Annotated in this window: 11 protein-coding genes; 9 read left to right on the top strand and 2 right to left on the bottom strand. The window is 72.2% G+C overall.

Annotated elements, in window-relative coordinates; all coding sequences use genetic code 11:
* Positions 1-136 precede the first annotated feature (136 nt).
* The 7 genes from AB0L00_RS20895 to AB0L00_RS20865 all read left to right on the top strand — a co-directional run bounded on the left by AB0L00_RS20895 (position 137) and on the right by AB0L00_RS20865 (position 8,560).
* Positions 137-2,935, top strand: coding sequence for an AAA family ATPase (locus AB0L00_RS20895; RefSeq protein ID WP_364436479.1), 2,799 nt, complete (start codon positions 137-139; stop codon positions 2,933-2,935).
* A 614-nt stretch (positions 2,936-3,549) separates the two neighbouring features.
* Complete coding sequence (locus AB0L00_RS20890) at positions 3,550-3,873, top strand: GNAT family N-acetyltransferase (RefSeq protein WP_364436476.1); 324 nt, start codon at positions 3,550-3,552, stop codon at positions 3,871-3,873.
* A 5-nt stretch (positions 3,874-3,878) separates the two neighbouring features.
* Positions 3,879-5,171, top strand: coding sequence for an acyltransferase (locus tag AB0L00_RS20885; RefSeq protein WP_364436473.1), 1,293 nt, complete (start codon positions 3,879-3,881; stop codon positions 5,169-5,171).
* Positions 5,172-5,394: 223 nt separating this feature from the next.
* A complete protein-coding gene (locus tag AB0L00_RS20880; RefSeq protein WP_364436470.1) occupies positions 5,395-7,164 on the top strand; it encodes a SulP family inorganic anion transporter in 1,770 nt (589 codons plus the stop codon).
* Positions 7,165-7,221: 57 nt separating this feature from the next.
* Positions 7,222-7,683: a universal stress protein gene (locus tag AB0L00_RS20875; RefSeq protein WP_364436467.1), complete on the top strand. Its 462-nt coding sequence runs from the start codon at positions 7,222-7,224 to the stop codon at positions 7,681-7,683.
* Positions 7,684-7,865: 182 nt separating this feature from the next.
* Positions 7,866-8,273 carry a DUF202 domain-containing protein gene (locus tag AB0L00_RS20870; RefSeq protein WP_364436464.1) on the top strand — a complete coding sequence of 136 codons (408 nt, stop codon included), beginning with the start codon at positions 7,866-7,868 and terminating at the stop codon, positions 8,271-8,273.
* Complete coding sequence (locus tag AB0L00_RS20865) at positions 8,270-8,560, top strand: DUF202 domain-containing protein (protein WP_364436462.1); 291 nt, start codon at positions 8,270-8,272, stop codon at positions 8,558-8,560. The genes AB0L00_RS20870 and AB0L00_RS20865 overlap by 4 nt, the downstream gene beginning before the upstream one ends.
* Before the next feature lie 720 nt (positions 8,561-9,280).
* Here AB0L00_RS20865 and AB0L00_RS20860 read toward each other — a convergent pair.
* A complete protein-coding gene (locus AB0L00_RS20860; protein WP_364436459.1) occupies positions 9,281-9,790 on the bottom strand; it encodes a hypothetical protein in 510 nt (169 codons plus the stop codon).
* A gap of 222 nt (positions 9,791-10,012) precedes the next feature.
* Here AB0L00_RS20860 and AB0L00_RS20855 point away from each other — a divergent pair, with 222 nt between their 5' ends.
* Entirely contained in the window at positions 10,013-11,428 is a 1,416-nt protein-coding gene (locus AB0L00_RS20855) for an NAD(P)/FAD-dependent oxidoreductase (RefSeq protein WP_364436456.1), read from the top strand.
* Positions 11,429-11,541: 113 nt separating this feature from the next.
* Here AB0L00_RS20855 and AB0L00_RS20850 read toward each other — a convergent pair whose 3' ends face one another.
* On the bottom strand, positions 11,542-13,203 hold the full coding sequence (locus AB0L00_RS20850) for a beta-N-acetylhexosaminidase (RefSeq protein WP_364436453.1): 1,662 nt from the start codon (positions 13,201-13,203) through the stop codon (positions 11,542-11,544).
* A gap of 445 nt (positions 13,204-13,648) precedes the next feature.
* On the opposite strand from AB0L00_RS20850, the gene AB0L00_RS20845 reads away from it, so the two are divergent.
* Positions 13,649-17,248: a discoidin domain-containing protein gene (locus AB0L00_RS20845; protein WP_364436450.1), complete on the top strand. Its 3,600-nt coding sequence runs from the start codon at positions 13,649-13,651 to the stop codon at positions 17,246-17,248.
* The last annotated feature ends 4 nt before the right edge of the window (positions 17,249-17,252 follow it).

Genomic DNA, 17,252 nt, shown 5'->3' with positions numbered 1-17,252 from the left:
CCGCCCGGAACGCCGTCCGTCCTTCCCCCTGGAAGGCGGCCCCCCGCCGAGCACCCGCTCGACCAGATGAAACGGTCTTTTAGTCTTGAAGGCCGCAATCATGCGGTTGACCGGCGGAACGGGCGGAGGAGCGGCGATGGGTCGCGGGGGCGATGCGGACCTGCCCGAGAGCCAGGTGATCGGGCGAGAACCGGAGCTCACCCGCATCCGGCGGCTGCTGGACACCACGGGCGCGGACCGCTCCCCCCTGCTGCTGGTCGTCGGCGAGCCCGGCTCCGGCAAGAGCACCCTGCTGGACGCCGCCGCCCGCGAAGCCGGGCACCGGGGCCTGCGAGTCCTGCGCTGTCAGGGCCACGAGGGCGAGACCGGACTCGTCTTCGCCGGGCTGCACCAGTTGCTGGCCCCGATGGCGGCCGACGTCCGGGAGCTGCCCGGCCCCCAGCGCGACGCCCTGCTGGGGGCGTTCGGCCTGGACGAGTCCGGTTCCGCCGGAACGGCGGGGGAACCCGAGCGGCTGCTGATCAACCTCGCCGTGCTGACGCTGCTGTCCGACACGGCGTACCGGCAGCCGCTCTTGATCATCGTCGACGACGCGCAGTGGCTCGACGCCTGCTCGCTGGACGTGCTGGCCTTCGTCGCACGGCGGCTGGCCGACGAACCGGTCTCCGTCCTGGCGGCCACGCGCGGCGAGTCCGTGCCCGAGCAGTTCGGGCCCGAGTTCCCCCGGCTGGTCGTACCGCCGCTCGCCGCGGCGGCCGCCGGCCGGCTGCTGGACGTCCAGCCGGTCCCCCCGGCGGGGCCGCTGCGGGGGCAGATCCTGCGGCAGGCGGCCGGCAACCCCCTGGCCCTGGTCGAGCTGGCCAGAGCGACGGCCGACTCACCGGCCTCCCTCACGGACGACGCCGTCGAGAGGCTCCCGCTCACCGCGCGGCTGGAGCGCATCTTCGCCGACCGCCTGGCGGGACTGCCGGAGGAGACCCGGCGCGCGCTGCTGTTCGCCGCAGCCGCGGACGACCCGGACCTGCCCGCCGCGCTGCTCGCGTCATCGGCCGTCGGCCCGGACGGCGGGCTCGAGGCGTGGCTGCTCGCGGAGAAGACCGGCCTGGTCACCCTGGACAGCGGCCACGTCGCCTTCCGGCATCCGCTGATGCGCTCCGCGGTGTACCAGGCCGCGCCCTTCGCGGCCCGCCGGGAGGTTCACCTCGCCCTGGCGGACGCGCTCGCGGGCAACCCCGACCGCCGCGCCTGGCACCTCGCGGCCGCGACCCTCGCCCCGGACGAGACGATCGCCGCCGCGCTGGAGGCGACCGCGGACCGGGCGCGCAGGCGCGGCGGCTACCGCGTCGCCGCGGCGGCACTCGAACGCGCCGCACGGCTCAGCCCCGACCCCCACCGGCAGGCGCGGCGCCTGCTGGACGCCTGCAACCTGGCGATGCACGCGGGCCGGCCACTGTGGGTGGAGCGGCTCACCGCCGGAGTCGTCGCCGCCACCGACGACCCGGACCTGCTGACCGAGGCGGCGCTGTGGACCGGTTGGGCGCTGGCGGCCACCACCCGCCAGAAGGCCGCGCTGTCCCGCCTGCTGCCGCTCGCCGCGTCGACCGTGGACACCGCGCCGGTCGTGGCCCTGGACGCGGTCCGCCACGGAGCAATCGTCATCTACAACATGGGCGACGAGGGCTATCGCCGCGAGGCACTGGAGTTGCTGGCCCGGATACCGGCGGACGTCGGGGAGCCTTTCAAGCAGGCGTGGCCGCGGGCGGCCTGTGACCCCTTCGGGGACCGGGAGGGCCACCTGCGGTCGCTGTACCGGGCCCTCGATGTGCCGGACCCGGGCGCCACGGAACTGACCGTGCTGGGCGGGTGCGCCTGGGTGCTGGACGAGACCGCCACCGCGGTCCGGCTGATGAGCGAGGGCATGGAGCACCTGCGGCGCGTGACCACCGCAGGGGCCAACGCCGTCCTGGGCCAGGCACTGGCGATCGCGCAGTTCGAGAGCGGAGCGTGGGACGCCGCGGAGGTGACCGCCGACGACGCCCGCCGGGTGGCCGCCGAGAACGGCCTGGACATGGCCGGGCGGGCCACGATGTACGTCGAGGCGGCGCTGCTGACCCTGCGCGGGAACACCGGCCGGGCGCGCGAGCTGATCGACCGGGCGGTGGCCGGCATCGATCCCGCCGAGAGCCGTGCGCTGCAGGCCCGGGCGCTGGTCGTACGGGGCGCCATCGCGGCCGGCGACGGCAACCACGCGCTGGCGTACGGGCTGCTGCGAGGGCTGTTCACGGTGGATCCCGACCCGATGCCGCTGCACTACCACGCCTCCTACTACGGTGTCGGCGACCTGGCGGCCGCGGCCGTACGCGCGCGTCAGGAGAAGGACGCCGCGAATGTGGTGGACTCCGTCGAACGCCGGCTGGCGGGCGGGATGTCGACACGGCTGACCCTGATCGTGCACCGGGCGCGGGCGCTGCTGGCCCCGGCCGACGACGCCGAGGAGCACTTCCAGGCGGCGCTGACCGACCCGGCGTGCGAACAGTGGCCCTTCGAGCGCGCGCAGACCCGCCTGGAGTACGCCGAGTGGCTGCGTCGCCGCCGCCGCACCGGCGAGGCCCGTACGGCGCTGGCCCAGGCCCTGGCGGTGTTCGAACGGCTCGGTGCGCGGCCCTGGGTCGCGCGCACCACCGCCGAACTGCGCGCCTGCGGGGTCGCCCTGCCCGCCGAGAAGAAGCGGGCGCGGAACGTGGAGCAGCTCACCGCGCAGCAGTTGCAGATCGTGCGGCTCGCGGCCACCGGGCTGACCAACCGGGAGATCGGCGAACGCCTGCTCCTGTCGCCCCGCACCGTCGGATTCCACCTGTACCAGGCGTTCCCGAAACTCGGCGTCACCACGCGGGCCCAGTTGCGCGACGCCCTGGGCGACGCGGAACTCCGCTGATCCCCGGCGGGGCGGCGGCCGTGCTGATCGGGACCATGCGGGGCGTGTGGTCCGCGACGCCGTGCCGGCCGGCGATCGCCGAGCAGGAGCGGTGATCGCCGACCGGACGCGGTCGACCGGCCGGTGACTCAGAGCCGCCCCGGTGATCGTCCCCAAGCCGCCGTCGTGGCCGAGAGATCGGGGGACTCGTGGACGCACTCGACCGGGCGCGGCCGTACGTGCTGTCGCTCTACCGGATCGTCGTCGCCGCCCTGTTCGGCTGCCTCGGTCGCTGTTCGCGATCCAGAACGCCGGCGAGCCCGCCATCCTGTTCTGCCGGGCCTTCCTGCTGCTGGCGGTGTTCGGCCCCGGCGCGTGGGCCCTCGACAGCGTGGTGCTCCGGTCGAGCGCCGTCACCGGTCACGGTCACGCGGGTGCGATCGCGGCTCGACGGTCTCGACCGCGCCGGTGATGCCGCCCACGCCGCCTGGGGGCGCTCGGGAGGCGGCTCCGCCGTGAGGCTCCGTCGTGAGGGTGTTCTCGCAGGTCATCCTGAGAAGCAGCCGTAGCTCCAGCATCCGGCATCACACCGGTAACTGGCACAATACGGACCACCTGCAGCAGGGAGGACCCTCATGACGGCCACCGTCCGCGACAATCCGGCCGAGAACCGCTTCGAAATCTTCGAAGACGGGCGACGGGTCGGGTTCGCCGACTACAAGCTCAACGGCGACACGATCGCCTTCACTCACACCGAGGTCGACTCGGCGTTCGCCGGCCGGGGCCTGGCCCGGCGGCTCGTCACGACCGCGCTCGACGACGCCCGCCGACGCGGACTCGCCGTCCTGCCGTTCTGCCCGTACGTCCGCAAGGTCATCGCTGCGGACCCGGAGGCCTATCTCGACCTGGTCCCCCGGGACAGGCGGAGCCGGTTCGGGCTCACCGCGGCCACCGGCTGACGCCTGTGGACACGGACCGCTCCGCCTCGCCCGGCGCCCGGCTGGCCTGGCTCGACCTGCTGCGCGGGATCGCGGCCATGGTCGTCGCGCTGCACCACGCCACGTACTACTACACCCCGCGATGGCGTGCCGGGCTGGTCGACTGGTTCGACCCGGGGCTGTACGGCGTCCTGGTCTTCTTCCTGGTCAGCGGCTACATCATCCCCGCCTCGCTGGAACGCCACGGACAGGTCCGCCGCTTCTGGATCAGCCGGGTGCTGCGCATCTATCCCCTGCTGACGACCGCCTGCGCGATCACCCTGCTGCCCTACCTTCTCGGTGTCCGCGGCCTGCGCGCCGGGCTGGAGGCCTACCGCCCGGCGACCGCCGTCCTGGCGCACCTGACCATGCTCCAGGACGTCCTCGCGGTGCCGAACGTGATCAACGTGCTGTGGACGCTGTCGTACGAGATGCTCTTCTACCTGCTCGTGGTGGCCCTGTTCGTCACCAGGACGCACCGCCTGTCCGCGCCGATCGCCGTGACGCTCGCGACCGCCGCCGTGCTGGTCGGCGGGCTGCTGCCGATGGCGGCGCTGTCCAGGACGGTCGGAATCGGACCGGTCGTCGCGCTGACCGCGGTGGTCATGGTGACCGCGATCGTCGCGGCCGTCTCGGCCCGGCCGTCGGTCCGGGTGGCGGGCGGGGTCCTCGGTGGTGTCCTGGCGCTCGCTCTGGTCTGCGTGAACGGCCGCATCGGCCCCTGGCAGAGCCTGATCATCCTCGCCGTGATGTTCACCGGCACCGCGCTGTACCGCGCCGAACACCGGCAGATCCGCCGCCGTACGGCGGTGCTCTCGGCGGCCGTCGTGCCGGCCTGCGCGGTGCTCGCCGGAGCCTGGCACGCGCAGGTCAGCATGCCACCGGCGCAGGCGGACGCCTTCGCGGTCTACTGGGCCGGTTCGCTGCTCCTGGCCGCTGTCACGTTCGCGGCGGGCTGGGCAGTGCGCCGCCGTCGGATCCCCCGGTGGCTGACCGGCCTGGGCGCCATCAGCTTCTCCCTCTACCTGCTGCACCCGGTCCTGCTCATGCTGTCCGACCAGTTCGGCGGCACTCCCGACCATGACGACGCCTTCCGCCTCGCCGTCTTCGTCGCCGTCCTGATCGCGGTCAGCGCCTTGACCTACCGGTACGTCGAAGTCCCGTTCCAGCGCCTCGGCCGCCGCATCGGCCGCCGCGCGGCCCCGGCCGCCCGGCGGCCCGCCGACGGCGTCGCGGCCGCCCCGCTCGCCGCGCCGGCAGCGGACAACGTCTCTCCGTAGGACCAGGCGGGACCGGTTCGTCCACCCGCGTTCCCGGACCTGCCGGCCTTGATACCGCCGGTGGGGATGTGGCCGGAGGGACCGAGCGTGTTGTCCCCCGGGATAGTCCATCGACGTCCTCGCCACCCATTGCCCTCGACGCCGTTACCGTCGGTAGTTGCCGCTGGTCAGAAAGTCCAGAACCGGCGGCGACGGGACTTCCGCACCTGCCGAGGAGCGTGAGATGCCGGGACGCACGCCAGCCGGGTCGTCGTTCGAGGGTCCGGCGTACGGAGCGCCGCAGACCGGCATCGCCGTCGGGCGGCGTCTCGGCGGTCGTCTCTCCCGGCTCGGCGAGTTGCTGCCCGGACGGGCGGACCTGGCGGCGATGCGTCGCCATCCCCGGCGGGACGTGCTCGCCGGGCTGTCCGTCGCGGTGGTGGCCCTGCCGCTGGCGCTGGCGTACGGCGCCGCTTCGGGCCTGGGGGCGCGAGCCGGGCTGGCGACCGCGGTGGTGGCCGGCGCGCTGGCGGCGATCTTCGGTGGCGGCGCGCTGCAGGTGTCGGGCCCCACCGGAGCGATGACCGTCGTGCTCATCCCCGTCGTACATCGTTTCGGTCCCGGCGGTGTCATGCTGGCCGGGGCGATGGCCGGTGTCGTACTGATCGCCGCGGCCCTGGTCCGGCTGGGCCGGTTCGCGCGCTGCGTACCGGCCGCGGTGGTGGAGGGGTTCGCCGTCGGAGTCGCGGTGGTGATCGCCCTGCAGCAGGTCCCGGCCGCGCTCGGCCAGGTCACCCGCCGCCACGACAAGGTGTGGCGCGAGGCCGTCCGGGCGGTCACGGACCACGTCCACGAGCTCCGGCCGGCGCCGCTGCTGATGGCCGTGGCGGTGGCGGCGGTCGTGATGACGGGCAACCGGTGGCTGCCCAAGGTGCCGTTCCCCCTCGTGGCGATCGTCATGGCCACGGTGATCGCCGAGGCCTTCCCGCTCGGCCTGCACCGCATCGGCGCGGTGCCCGCCGGGCTGCCCGCGCCGTCACTGGACTTCATGCACCCTGACCTGCTGGCGGCCCTGCTGCCGTCGGCGCTGGCCATCGCCGTGCTGGCCGCGTTGGAGGGGTTGCTGTCGGCGGCCGTGGTGGACGCGATGGGCGGGGACCGGCCCAGCGACCCGGACCGGGAACTGTTCGGGCAGGGCCTGTCCAACCTGGCGGTGCCGCTGTTCGGCGGGGTGCCGGCCACCGCCACGCTCGCCCGGACGGCGGTCAACGTACGGTGCGGCGCCACGTCCCGGCTGGCCGCGCTCACCCACGCCATCGTGCTCGCGGTGATCGCGTTCGCCGCCGGGGGCCTGGTCGCCGACATCCCACGCACGGCGCTCGCCGGGCTGATGTTCGGCGCCGCCGTCCGGATGATCAAAGTGGCGTCGCTGGCGTCCATCCTGCGGACCAGCCGCATCGACACCCTGATCGTGGCGTTCACGTGCACGGTGACCGTCGCGGTCAACCTCATCGCCGCGGTCGCCGCCGGGGTCGTGATCGCGACGTTGGTGACGATCGCCACCCTCGCGCGCGGCAGCCGCATCGAGGCCGTCCCCTGTACGGCGGACGGTGCCGGCACCCCGCGACCGGACATCGCCGACGGGGTGACCGGCGGGACGGCCGGCGGCGGGATCAGTCTGTACCGCCTCGACGGGCCCTGGTTCTTCGCCACCACGCACCGGCTGCTCGCGAGCTTCGCGCACCTCACCGGGCCCGGCGTGGTCATCCTCAACATGGCCGGCGTCTCGGCCCTGGACCTCACCGCGGCCCGCGTCATCGGCGAAGTGATCACCTTCCTTCGCGCCCGCGGCGTCACGGTCCTGCTCGCCGGGGTGCGGCCCGACCACCACCGGCTGCTCGTCAACGCGGCCGACGCGCGGCCGTCCCTGGTCGATCTCATCCATTCCGATCCGGACGCCGCGCTCTCCCACGCGAGATCGCTGCTGGCCGGCGCCGACCGCCGCACCTCATGACGTCCGTTCGCGTCGATCGGCGCACGCCGACCGCGGCCTCAGCACCCGGAGTCCGACATGGACGGCGGTGAGACCGTACTGGTGGGGGTGGACGGCGGCGACTCGGGTCGGGCGGCGCTGCGGGCGGCCGCGGCGCACGCGGCGGAAGGCGGCGTCCGGCTGCGGGCCGTCCACGTACGGCCCGGCCCGCTGCCCGGCGAGTGTTTCGGCTGGCCGGCGATGGACCTGTACGACACGTCCTGGCGCGACGCCCTCGAACTCGACGCGTGGTTGTGCTGCACGCTCCTGCTCGGCGGGCGGAGCCTCGAGTGGGAGTTCGTCGTCACCGAGGGCAGGCCGGCCGAGGCACTGCGCGAGCGGGCCCTGCTCGACACCGCGTGCGCGGTGTACGTCGGCGCGCGGGTCCGTTCCCGGTGGGCGGCGCGCCTGCATCGGTGCACGGCCATGGACCTGGCGCGGGACTGCCCCTGCCCGGTACGAGTGATCAACTTCGCGGACCGGGGTCCGATCACGCCGTGAGCCCGCGCCGTTCACCGGAGCCGTCCCGGCCTGCGTGGTCGATGCCAGGGACAGTGAGTGCTTCCCTTCGGTGCACATTCAGCACACCGATCGGCGATGTCACTTAACGTTAGATTCTGATTATTCTGCGTGAAAAGCACCATCGGACGCCCGTCGACGCCGATCCTGGAGGCCATCCGCGCATGGACACGCCGCGTCAGCCCCAGATCTCCGATCGCCGGCCGGCCGCGACCGATCCGGGCGAAGCCGCGGCACCGGACGTACGGTTCCTGTTCGCGAACGAGCGGACGTTCCTGGCCTGGAGCCGGACGGCGCTCGCCCTGGTGGCCGCCGGACTCGCCGGCGTTCAGGTCCTGCGGCCCTTCCCCGGGATCCCCTGGAGCCGCGACCTGCTCGGCGTCCCCCTCATGGTGCTGGGCGCCGTCATCGCGACGGTCGGCTACCTCGAGTTCCGGCGCAATCATCGCGCCCTGCACCAGCGAAGGCCGCTGCCACGATCGTGGCTGCCGACGATCCTGGCGGTGGCCGTCACCGTGACCGCGCTCACCTCCGTGCTGTTCGTCCTCGTCTCCACGGTCCGCAGCCGATGACCCCCGCGTCGCGGCCGGACCGCGACTCCGGCCTGGCGACAGAACGAACGCGCCTGGCCTGGACTCGGACCGCCGTCGCCGTCACCGCGCTCGACGTCGCGATCATCAAGGCCGCCCCGGTCATCGGCCTGCCCGTTCTGGCGGTGACCTCCGTGTTCTGGGTGGTCTGCCGCCGCAGGGGACCGTACGGTGCCCCGTGGCGGTTCAAGCTCACGACCGGGGCCATCGTCGGGGTCTGCGCGGCGGCGCTCGTCGCGGCGCTGGTCGGCGGCCACGTCTCCCACTGAGCGATCGACGCGGCCCCGGACCTTTGTGGCCTTCAACAAGGCCGCGACGATCGACCACGTGATCAACGGAATCGGCGACCCGGTGACACCGACCTACCAGGGCCCCGCCTACGTGGTCGCCTACCCCTGAACCGCAGCCGGTCCGGGGCCGCGCCGACGGCTCCCTTCGGATGAGACATCGCCGGCATCCGCGGACGCGGAACCCGGATCTCCCGGGCTCCGCGTCCGTGATGTCCAGCCGGTCTGTGACGTAGTGATTCAGCGACCCGGGTGATGCCCGGGGTGCCCACCGTAGCCAGGGTGCCCCGGATGGGTTGGATGGCCCGGATGGGTCGGCTTGGGATGCACTGGAACATCCAGCGGCGAGTGACGGTCCGCTCGCCGGGTGGGGCGTCGTTTCTGGCGGTGTCTACTCAGCGGAGAGAATTCTCCGCTGAGTAGACACCGGTGGAAGAGGACCTGGGGACCCGGGTGCGCGATCCGTGGAGATTGCCCGTCATCTCCTCGGAGTGGTCATGCGGGGCCGTACCGGATGCTCGGCAACGGCCTCACCCGTGGTGCCGATATGGGGGCTCTTGCCCTCGTCCTGGGTCGCGGTCGCCGAGCATTCGGTACGCCGTGGGTGGCGGGCCGAAGCCGTCCCGGGCGTCGGCTCGGCCGACCGGGGCGACGAACCCGCCGTCCACAAGATCCACCGGACAGGTCCTCGTTGCCACCCGGTCAGGGCAGGGAGTGCAGGCGGCGGCGGGCTTCGGCGGCCAGGTCGGCGCCACCGTGCGCGGCGGCCTGGCCGTAGTGGTCGCGCGCGGCGTCGATCTCGCCGCGACCGGCGAGGAGATCGGCGAGTTCGAAGGCGGCCGCGGCGCTCCCCGCCTCGGCACCACGCCTTAGCAGCGCCTCGGCCTTGCCGTTCTCGTCGAGTTCCTGCCACATCCGGGCCTGGCCGAGCGTCTCCTCCGCGATCACCCTCTCCAGGTGAAACCGGAACACGAACTCCCGGGCCCTGCGCACCCGGTCGTTGGCGGGGTCGCCGCCGATCCACAGGATGCTCTCGAGCACCGAACGCTCCGGGTCGAAGCCGGGCGGTGGCACCAGCCGGGGTTTGGGCAGGGCTCCCAGGTTGACCAGGGCGTTAACCGACCAGATCCCCCTGTTCTTCCAGCGGCGTCCCCTGCCGCAGGTGCCGGAGGGCCGAGACGACCCGATCGGCTCCCGGGTCTTCGCCCGCACCACGGTGACCGTCGTCGCTGCGCCGCCCGCGCCCCTTCCACCACGTCGTCGAAAGATCGTAAGCGCGATCATCGGCGTGTCGGCGCCTCGTCCGCGTACCCCCGCGCTCGACGGGGCGCGTCACCGCGCGACCCTTGCGTGAGAAGCTCAAGGCCTCGGCCGGTGCGGCGCGGAGGCGCGCCCGAGCGCGAGCATGAGCAGGTGGATCAGGAAGGACGAGCGGTGGACGAGTTCGATGTCGTGGTGCTGGGCGCCGGCCCGACCGGGGAGAACCTCGCGGAGCGCGCCCACGCGGGCGGGTTGACCGTGGCGATCGTGGAGAGCGAGCTGGTGGGCGGGGAGTGCTCGTACTGGGCCTGCATGCCCAGCAAGGCGCTGCTGCGCCCGGCGGCCGCGCTGGCCGACGCGGGTCGGGTCGCGGGCGCGCGTGAGGCCGTGACCGGGGCGTTGGACCCGGCGGCCGTGCTGAAGCGCCGTGACGAGTTCGCGTCGCACTGGAAGGACGACGGTCAGGCCGGCTGGCTGGACTCGGCCGGGATCACCCTGGTGCGCGGCCACGGCCGGCTGGACGGGGAGCGCCGGGTGGTCGTGGACACGCCCGACGGCGGGCGGCGCGTGCTGTCGGCGCGGCATGCCGTCGCGGTGTGCACGGGCACCCGGGCGGCGCTGCCGGAGCTCCCCGGCCTGACCGAGGCGCGCCCGTGGACCAGCCGCGAGGCCACCAGCTCGCCGCGGGTGCCGGGGCGGTTGGCGGTGGTCGGCGGGGGCGTGGTGGCCGTCGAGATGGCCACGGCCTGGCGGGCGCTGGGCAGTGACGTGGTCCTGCTGGTGCGCGGTGATCGGCTGCTGCCGAAGCTCGAGCCCTTCGCGGGAGAGCTGGTGGCCGAGAGCCTGCGGGCGGCCGGCGTCGAGGTGCGGTTCGGCACGACGGTGACGGCGGTGCGCCGCGACGGCCCGGTGGTCCTGACGCTGAGCGGCGGGGAGGCGCTGACGGCGGACGAGGTGCTGTTCGCGACCGGCAGGGTCCCGGCGACCACCGATCTGGGCCTGGAGAGCGTCGGCCTCGAGGCGGGCAAGCCGATCGAGGTCGATGACACCGGCCTGGCGGTCGGCGTCACGGGCGGCTGGCTCTACGCGGCCGGAGACGTCAACGGCCGCGCGCTACTCACGCACCAGGGCAAGTACCAGGGCCGGATCTTCGGCACGGTGATCGCCGACCGCGCCGCAGGCCGTGAGCTGGACCAGGCCCCCTGGGGCCGCAGCGTGGCGACCGCCGACGAGCGGGCGCTGCCGCAGGTGGTCTTCACCGACCCCGAGGTCGCGGCCGTCGGCCTCAGCCTCGAACAGGCCGAACGCCGGGGGCACCGGGTGCGGGCGGTCGACTACGACCTGGGCGGCGTCGCCGGGGCCTCCCTCTACGCCGACGACTACCGCGGCCGTGCCCGTGCCGTGGTGGATCTGGACCGGGAGACACTGCTGGGGGTGACCTTCGTCGGCTCCGGTGTCGCGGAGCTGCTCCACTCGGCGACCATCGCGGTGGCCGGCGAGGTCCCGATCGCGCGGCTGTGGCACGCGGTGCCCTCCTACCCGACCATCAGCGAGATCTGGCTGCGCCTCCTGGAGACCTACCGCGGCTGACAGCGAGCGCGGGCACCGGCGTCGCGACCGCGGCCGTTCGGGCCGCGCGGACGCCGGCCTGATCGTCCCGGCCGGCGCGGGCCGGGCCGGCCGGGGCGATCAGAGCGACGGGGTCAGCCGACCTGGTCCCAGGGGATCTCCGGCGAGTGGTAGAAGTTCACGCCGAGCTCCGTCCAGCGGGGGCCCTGCGCGGCCAGTCGCGTCCGGTACTCGTCCCACGACCGGCCCTGCTGCCGCGACCAGCCGATCTCGGCGATCCCGGGGAGCCGCGGGAACGCCATGTACTCGACCTCGTGGATCTTGGTGAGCGTCTCGCTCCAGATCGGCGCCTCCACGCCGCGCACGTTCTTCTCCGTCACGCCGGTGAAGATCGTGGTGGGATCCCACTGGTACGACTTCTGGACGCTGACGTAGCCCGCCCAGTGCAGGCCGTACGGCGAGTCCTTGTCGTACTGCATGTCCAGGTAGGCGTGGTTGGCGGGTGCCAGGACCAGTTGGACGCCCTTCTGCACCGCCGCGGTGGCCAGCGCGTTGCCGACCGGCTTGGTCCCGTCGGCGATGCTCCAGTTCTGGGCGAGGGTGGCCGGGCCCGGCTTGACGTCCGCCTGCGCGATCTCGTTCCAGCCGATCACGTTCTTGCCGTGCGCGTGGACGATCGGCTGCAGGCGGTCGATGAACTTGACGTAGTCGGCGAGCGGTGTGCTGTGCGCCTCGTCCCCGCCGATGTGGACGTACGAGCCGGGGGTCAGCTTCGCCAGTTCGCCGATCACGTCATTGAGGAACCGGTACGTGATGTCCTTGTCGACGCACAGCGAGCTGAAGCCGACGTTCGTGCCGGTGTAGAGCGGCGGCGCCTTGCCGTCGCAGTTCAGGTCCGCGTACGACGCGAGCGCGGCGTTCGTGTGACTCGGCGTGTCGATCTCCGGGACGACGGTGATGAAGTGCTTCTTGGCGTAGGCGACGATGTCCTTGTACTGCGCCTGCGTGTAGTAGCCGCCCTGGCCGCCGCCGACCTCGGTGCTGCCGCCGTAGGTGGCCAGCCTCGGCCAGCCGTTGATGGCGATGCGCCAGCCCTGGTCGTCGCTGAGGTGCAGGTGCAGGACGTTGATCTTGTACAGCGAGACCTCGTCGATGTACCGCTTCGTCTCGTCGACGGTGAAGAAGTGCCGGGACACGTCGAGCATCGCGCCGCGCCAGGCGAAGCGCGGCTGGTCGGCGATGTGCACGGACGGGACGGTCCAGGGGCCGGGCCGTACGCTGCGCGCCTCCACCTTGGCGGGCAGCAGCTGCCGGAGCGTCTGGACGCCGTAGAACAGGCCGGCGGCGGTGGCGGCCTGGATCTGCACGCCGCCGCCCGTGACGTCGAGCCGGTATCCCTCCGTTCCGAGGCCCGCCGCCGAGGTCAGGCGCAGGGAGATGGCGTGCGGCGAGCCGGCGGGTCCGGACACGACCGGCAGGCGGTACCCGGTCGACGGGCGGACCAGCCCGGCCAGGAACGTCGCCACGCCGGCCGCGTCGCGGGAGCGCGACGCCACCACGATCTTGGTTGCGCGGGTCAGAGTGAAGGACTTCCCGGGGACGGTCCGCATGGACGCCGGAGCCGGGATGATCTGGGGCACCGCAGTCACCGCCTCCGCCTGCACCGGCGCGGTCAGGGCCACGACCAGCGGGCTCGCCGTGGCCACGACCGCGGCGGCGGTGAGCCTCGTACCGGGATGGCCGGCTGTCCGGTCGGCGCGCCGCTGGGGCATCAGTGCGCCAATTAGTTTCCTCACCATAAGTAAGATCGAACATAACTTTCGAAACGTCGTCAAGAGGCCCGAAAAGGTGGCGCCCGGCGGCGCCCCCCGTACGGAAGCCTCGGAAATCAGCGCCGCAGCCGCACAGATCGCCCTTTTGTTTCCTCCGCGGGCCGATGGGATCGGCGTTCACCGAGCGTTCCGCCCCGCCGATGACGCGGGCAGGGGGCGGCGGGCGTACGGGATCCCGGCGCGCCGCGGTGGCCTGATCCGGCCGCGCCGGACCGCGACGGAGTCCTTGACCACGGTCGACTTCCCCAAGCCATATGCCGTTCTTGCGTTGTTCTGTTCGTATATTGCAATGAACTGTCGGTGAATTTAGCCTCAATGGTGCGTCCCCCACATGCCCCGCCCGGCAGGTGGCCCCGCCCAACGCGCCCCCGCCCGCGTGCGGTCGGCGCTGTTCGAAACGAGAGGCGCAATGAGACCGAAGCACGCACGGCTGCGGTTGCTCGCAGGAGGCGTAGTCATCAGCCTCATCACATCCGTGGCCGCCGTCCTGGGGGTGGCGTCGCCCGCGTCCGCCGCCGACGGCCCCAACCTGGCGGCGGGCAAGGCCGTCTCGGCCAGCAGCTACACCGACGTCTACCCCCCGGCCAACGCCAATGACGGGAACCAGTCGACCTACTGGGAGAGCGCCAACAACGCCTTCCCGCAGTGGATCCAGGTCGACCTCGGCGCGGCCGTCAGCACCGACAAGGTCGTGCTCAAGCTGCCGACCGCGAACTGGGGCGCGCGGACCGAGACGTTCGCCGTCCGGGGCAGCACCGACGGCACGAACTTCACCGACATCGTCGGCTCGGCGGGGCACACGTTCGACCCCGCGAGCGGCAACACGGTGACCGTCGGATTCAACGCGGTCGTCACCCGGTACCTACGGCTCGACATCACCGCCAACACGGGCTGGCCGGCCGGGCAGATCTCGGAGTTCGAGGTGTACGGGCCGGCCACCGGCGACCAGCAGCCGCCGACCGCGCCGACGAACCTGGCCTACACCGAGCCCTCCTCCGGCCAGATCAAGCTGACGTGGAACGCCGCCACGGACAACGTCGGCGTGACCGGATACGACGTGTACGCCAACGGCGCGCTGCGCGGGAGCGTGGCGGGCAACGTCCTGACCTACACCGACACCCAGCCGGCCGCGGCGACGGTCACCTACTACGTCCGGGCGAAGGACGCCGCGGGGAACCAGTCGCCGAACAGCGACACGGTGACCCGTACGGGCAGCGGCGGGACCGGCACCGACCTCGCCGCTGGCAAGCCGATCACGGCCTCGTCCCACATCTACGACTTCGTGGAGACGAACGCGAACGACGGCAACGTGGGCACCTACTGGGAGGCCGCGGCCAACGCCTACCCGGACACGCTGACGGTGAACCTGCGGGTCAAGGCCGACCTCGGCTCCGTCGTCGTCAAGCTCAACCCGGACGCCTCCTGGGGCAGGCGCACCCAGACGATCGAGGTGCTCGGCAGGGCGAGCCACTCCGGGTCCTTCACCAGCCTCGTCGCCGCCAAGTCGTACACCTTCGACCCCGCCTCGGGGAACACGGTGACGATCCCGGTGACGGCCACGGCCGTCGACGTGCAGCTGAAGTTCACCGCCAACTCCGGCGCCACCGGCGGCCAGGTCGCCGAACTGCAGGTCATCGGCACCCCGGCACCGGCCCCCGACCTGACGATCACCGACGCGTCGTGGACCCCGGCGTCGCCGACCGAGACCGACTCCGTCTCGCTCAAGGCGACGGTGAGGAACACCGGGACGGCCGCGTCCGACGCGACGGACGTCAACTTCTACCTCGCCGGGCAGAAGGCCGGCACCGCGGCGGTCGGCGCCCTGGCGGCAGGGGCCTCCACCACGGTCACCACGTCCATCGGGACCCGCGCCGCGGGCACCTACCCGCTGACCGCCAAGGTCGACGAGGCCGACAACGTGCTGGAGCTGAACGAGGACAACAACTCCTACACGAGCCCGTCCTCGCTGGTCGTCGCGCCGGTCGCCAGCTCCGACCTGATCGCCTCGTCGGTGACCTGGACGCCCGGCAACCCCGCGGCCGGCAACACCGTGACGTTCGGCGTGACGGTGAAGAACCAGGGCACCGTCGCCTCGGGCGCGGGCTCGCACGGCGTCACGCTGACGCTGCTCGACGCGAACGGCAACACCGTCAAGACGTTCACCGGCTCGGTCAGCGGGACGATCGCCCCGGGCGCCACCGCCGGAACGGTGAGCCTCGGCTCCTGGACGGCGGTGAACGGCAGATACACCGTCAAGGTCGTGCTGGACAATGACGCGAACGAGCTTCCGGTCAAGCAGGCGAACAACACCAGCACGACGCCGTTCTTCGTCGGACGCGGCGCGAACATGCCCTACGACACCTACGAGGCCGAGGACGGCGTCCTGGCCGGTGGGGCGACCGTCGTCGGCCCGAACCGTACGATCGGCGACCTGGCCGGTGAGGCGTCCGGCCGCCGGGCGGTGAAGCTCGCCACCACCGGCAGCAGCGTGGAGTTCACCACCAAGGCGAGCACCAACACGCTCGTCACCCGCTTCGCCATGCCGGACGCCTCGGGCGGCGGCGGGATCAACTCGACGCTGGACATCTACGTCGACGGGACGTTCCTCAAGACCATCGACCTGACCTCGCACTTCGCGTGGCTCTACGGCAACGAGACGGGCCCGGGCAACTCGCCGGACTCCTCGCCGCGGCACATCTACGACGAGGCGCACGTCATGCTCGGCACGACCGTCCCGGCCGGGCACAAGATCAGGCTGCAGAAGGACGCGGCCAACACGGCGGCCTACTACTCGATCGACTTCGTCGACACCGAGCAGGTCTCCCCCATCGCCAACCCCGACCCGGCCAAGTACGCGGTGCCGGCCGGCTTCACCCAGCAGGACGTGCAGAACGCCCTGGACAAGGTGCGGCAGGACTCCACCCTGGTCGGCGTGTACCTGCCTGCGGGCACGTACCAGACGTCCGGCAAGCTCCAGGTCTACGGCAAGGCGATCAAGCTCGTCGGCGCCGGCCCCTGGTACACCCAGTTCCAGGCGCCCACCGGCCAGGAGAACACCGACATCGGGATCCGCGCGGACGCGACGGCGAACGGCTCGACCTTCTCCGGCTTCGCCTACTTCGGCAACTACACCTCGCGGATCGACGGGCCGGGCAAGGTGTTCGACCTCCAGAACGTCGCGAACGACACCATCGACAACATCTGGGTCGAGCACATGGTCTGCATGTACTGGGGCAACAACACCGACCACATGACGATCACGAACGCGCGGATCCGGGACACGTTCGCCGACGGCGTCAACATGACCAACGGCAGCTCGGACAACCTGGTGTCCAACGACGAGGCCCGCAGCACCGGCGACGACAGTTTCGCGCTGTTCGCCGCGACCGACTCCGGCGGCACCGGCGAGAAGAACAACGTCTTCCAGAACCTCACGGCGATCCTGCCGTGGCGTGCGGCGGGCGTCGCGGTGTACGGCGGGCAGGACAACACCGTCAAGAACGTCTACATCGCCGACACGCTGACCTACTCCGGCATCACGATCAGCTCGCTGGACTTCGGCTACCCGATGGAGGACTTCGGACCGGACCAGACGACGTTCGCCAACATCTCGATCGTGCGGGCCGGCGGCCACTTCTGGGGCGCGCAGACCTTCCCCGCGATCTGGATGTTCTCCGCCTCGAAGCAGTTCCGGGCGATCCGGGTCAGTGACGTCGACATCATCGACCCGACGTACTCCGGGATCATGTTCCAGACCGACTACGTGGGCGGCCAGCCCCTGAACCCGGTCACCGACACCGTGCTCACCAACATCACGATCACGGGCGCGCACAAGAGCGGCGACGCCTACGACGCCAAGTCGGGGTTCGGCCTCTGGGCGAATGAGCTGCCCGAGCCCGGTCAGGGCCCGGCGGTCGGCTCGGTCACCTTCCACAACCTCAAGATGAGCGACAACGCGGTCGACATCAGGAACACGACGTCCACCTTCACGATCAACGTCCAGCCGTAGGAGA

Source organism: Actinoallomurus sp. NPDC052308 (genome assembly GCF_040679195.1).
Taxonomy (GTDB): Bacteria; Actinomycetota; Actinomycetes; order Streptosporangiales; family Streptosporangiaceae; genus Actinoallomurus; species Actinoallomurus liliacearum.
The sequence above is the reverse complement of the archived record's forward strand: the minus strand, read 5'-3'. Positions and strand labels throughout refer to the sequence as shown.

What these genes read in the sequence shown, in the direction of transcription:
- AB0L00_RS20870 (WP_364436464.1), top strand. Translation starts at nt 7,866, where the DNA reads ATGGACACGCCGCGTCAGCCCCAGATCTCCGATCGCCGGCCGGCCGCG.
- AB0L00_RS20895 (WP_364436479.1), top strand. Translation starts at nt 137, where the DNA reads ATGGGTCGCGGGGGCGATGCGGACCTGCCCGAGAGCCAGGTGATCGGG.
- AB0L00_RS20880 (WP_364436470.1), top strand. Translation starts at nt 5,395, where the DNA reads ATGCCGGGACGCACGCCAGCCGGGTCGTCGTTCGAGGGTCCGGCGTAC.
- AB0L00_RS20845 (WP_364436450.1), top strand. Translation starts at nt 13,649, where the DNA reads ATGAGACCGAAGCACGCACGGCTGCGGTTGCTCGCAGGAGGCGTAGTC.
- AB0L00_RS20890 (WP_364436476.1), top strand. Translation starts at nt 3,550, where the DNA reads ATGACGGCCACCGTCCGCGACAATCCGGCCGAGAACCGCTTCGAAATC.
- AB0L00_RS20875 (WP_364436467.1), top strand. Translation starts at nt 7,222, where the DNA reads ATGGACGGCGGTGAGACCGTACTGGTGGGGGTGGACGGCGGCGACTCG.
- AB0L00_RS20865 (WP_364436462.1), top strand. Translation starts at nt 8,270, where the DNA reads ATGACCCCCGCGTCGCGGCCGGACCGCGACTCCGGCCTGGCGACAGAA.